This window comes from Streptomyces sp. NRRL B-24085, assembly GCF_001282115.1.
Taxonomy (GTDB): domain Bacteria; phylum Actinomycetota; class Actinomycetes; order Streptomycetales; family Streptomycetaceae; genus Streptomyces.
Genome location: NZ_LJBR01000623.1, coordinates 1 through 2676 on the forward strand (window position 1 = coordinate 1; position 2676 = coordinate 2676).

The following is a 2676-nucleotide window of genomic DNA, read 5'->3' on the forward strand; positions in this document are numbered from 1 at the left end:
TTCTGAGGGTCAGTCAGGACACCCGGTTCGCGGTCGTCGCCAGTGATGTGATCTACCCGGTGGGCAGCGCGGACGACTACGGCACGAAGTTCTTCCGGCCGTACCGGGACTATCCGGCGCCGATCTACGCGATACCCGGCAACCACGACTGGTACGAGGACCTCGGCGCCTTCATGCGCGTCTTCTGCGACGACGCCCCGCCTCTGGGCCCCGAGCCCGCGCCCCGCCCCCTGACCCGCGCCTGGCTGCGCTCCCTGCTGTGGCACCGGCCGCGCGCGAACGACGGTCAACTCCTCGACGAGGCACGCCGGTTGCGCGCGGACCCGGCCCAGCGGGCCGTCCAGCCGGGCCCGTACTGGGCGGTCGACGCCGGCCAGGTGCGGATCATCGGCATAGACACCGGACTGCTCGGAACCCTCGACGCCGAACAGGGCGCCTGGCTGCGCGAGGTCTCCCGGGGCCCGAGTCCGAAGATCCTCATCACGGGTTCCCCGCTGTACGTGGACGGCGAGCACCACCCGTGCGCCATCGAGGGCGGCGGCACGGTCGACGACATCGTGCGCGATCCCGCGCACCACTACGTCGCGGCGATCGGCGGCGACATCCACAACTACCAGCGCTATCCGGTGGACGTGGACGGCCGCACCATCCAGTACGTCGTCTCGGGCGGCGGCGGCGCCTTCATGCACGCCACGCACACCATCCCGCACGTCTCCGTCGCGAACGTCACCGAGAAGGACTTCCGCTGCTACCCCCTGCGCGGTGACTCGCTGGCCTTCTACAGCAGGCTGTACGGACGCCGGCTGCGGCTGCGCCGCTTCTTCACCCTCACCGAGGCCGAGGCCACCGCGGTGATCGCCGAGCGGCTCGGCATCCCACCCACCCGTCTCCCGGGCGAGCCGGCCCGCGTCACCCTGCGCACCCGCCTGGTGGCGAGCCTCCTCGGCGCGGGCGGCCGGCCCGACCGCACCTCGCGCTTCCGGCTCCCGGTGCGCAAGATCTACACGCAGTTGTTCTCGCCGAGTTCGGCGACGTACAGCCCGCCGTTCTTCAAGTGCTTCCTGCGGCTGGACGTCACCCCGGAGGAGGTGCGCCTGCGCTGCTTCGCGGCCACCGGCAACCTCGCCCAGGAGATCGACCCGCCGGTCGAGGACGAGGTGACCATCCCCCTGCCCCGCACCACGCCCGAGGGATCCGAGGACCGGGAACATCGCGCGTGACAGCCGGGTTGGCACTGCTTGGTACTTGATACGTCAAACACCCCGGAGGAGCCCGTGCCGCCGACCCCCCGCCCCCTGCGCCGACTGGGCTTCCTGACCATCGGCCTGTTCGACGAGACGGATCCGCGGCGCGGGCACGAGTCCACGCTGGAGATCATCGAGCTGGGCGAGCGGCTCGGCTTCGACAGCGCGTGGCTGCGCCACCGCCACCTCCAGTACGGCATCTCGTCCCCCGTCGCCGTCATGGCGGCGGCCTCCCAGCGCACCAGCCGCATCGAGCTGGGCACGGCGGTGATCCCGCTCGGCTGGGAGAACCCGCTGCGGCTGGCGGAGGACCTGGCGACCGTGGACATCCTGTCCGGGGGCCGGGTCAACCCCGGTGTGAGCGTGGGCCCGCCGATGCACTTCGACGACGTCAAGGAGGCCCTGTACCCGGACACCGCCGACGCCGAGGACTTCTCCTACGAGCGGGTGCGGCGGCTCCTCGACCTCGTGCGCGGCGCACCGGCCAGCGACTTCAGCGGGGTGCGGGGCTTCGAGGTCTTCTCGGACCGGGTCCAGCCGCACTCCCCGGGCCTCGGCCGGCGCATGTGGTACGGCGGCGGCAGTCTCAGCTCGGCGCGCTGGGCCGGTGAGCACGGCATGAACTTCCTGACCAGCAGCGTCGTCAAGGCGGAGGCTCCCGAGGGGCCGTACGACTTCGCGGACATCCAGTTGTCGCACATCCGCGCCTTCCGCGCCGCGCATCCGGACGGGGAGGCGGCCCGGGTGTCCCAGGGCCTCGTCGTGATCCCGACCGACTCGGCGTCGGCCGAGCAGCGGACGCGGTACGAGGAGTACGCGGCGAAGCGCACCCCCCGCACCGCCGCGCCGCAGGGTCCGGCGCGGCTGATGTTCGCGCCGGACATCGTCGGCACGTCGGAGCAGATCGCCGAACGCCTGCACGCGCACGCCGCGTTCCGCGAGGTGGACGAGGTGGCGTTCGCGCTGCCCTTCACCTTCGAGCACGAGGACTACGTGCAGATCCTCACCGACATGGCCATCAAGCTGGGTCCGGCGCTGGGGTGGACACCGGGCGCATAGGCACCTCGGTGCGCCGCCGAGTACAAGGGCCGGGGGTCGCGGCGGACACCGACGGCGGAGGCGGCGCCCGCGAGGTGCGGGCCGGGATCGTGACGGCCGGGCGGGAGCGGGCCACGACGCGAAGTCCGGGGGCACCGCGGACCCTGGCGGCGAGGCCGGGCCCCGGTCACCGCGGTCACCGCCGCCGGAGCCGGCCCCCGACCCGAAGACCGGGTCCGTCACGGGCGGCGGCAGTGGACCGCCGACACGAAACCCGGGACCACCGCCGTGCCCCGACGGCGGAGGCAGGCCGCCCCCGCCGACCCCAACGGCACAGCGGCCCTACCCGCACCCGCGCAGGACGGCACCCGCACCCGCACGCACCCCGTCACCG

Annotated in this window: 2 protein-coding genes; both read left to right on the forward strand. The window is 73.0% G+C overall.

What is annotated here, in order from left to right; genetic code table 11:
• Positions 1-1220 (forward strand): metallophosphoesterase family protein (locus AOJ26_RS40425; RefSeq protein ID WP_053853309.1); only part of this gene is annotated, 1220 nt, incomplete at its 5' end.
• 54 nt (positions 1221-1274) lie between these two features.
• On the forward strand, positions 1275-2303 hold the full coding sequence (locus AOJ26_RS40430) for an LLM class flavin-dependent oxidoreductase (protein WP_053853310.1): 1029 nt from the start codon (positions 1275-1277) through the stop codon (positions 2301-2303).
• Positions 2304-2676 lie beyond the last annotated feature (373 nt).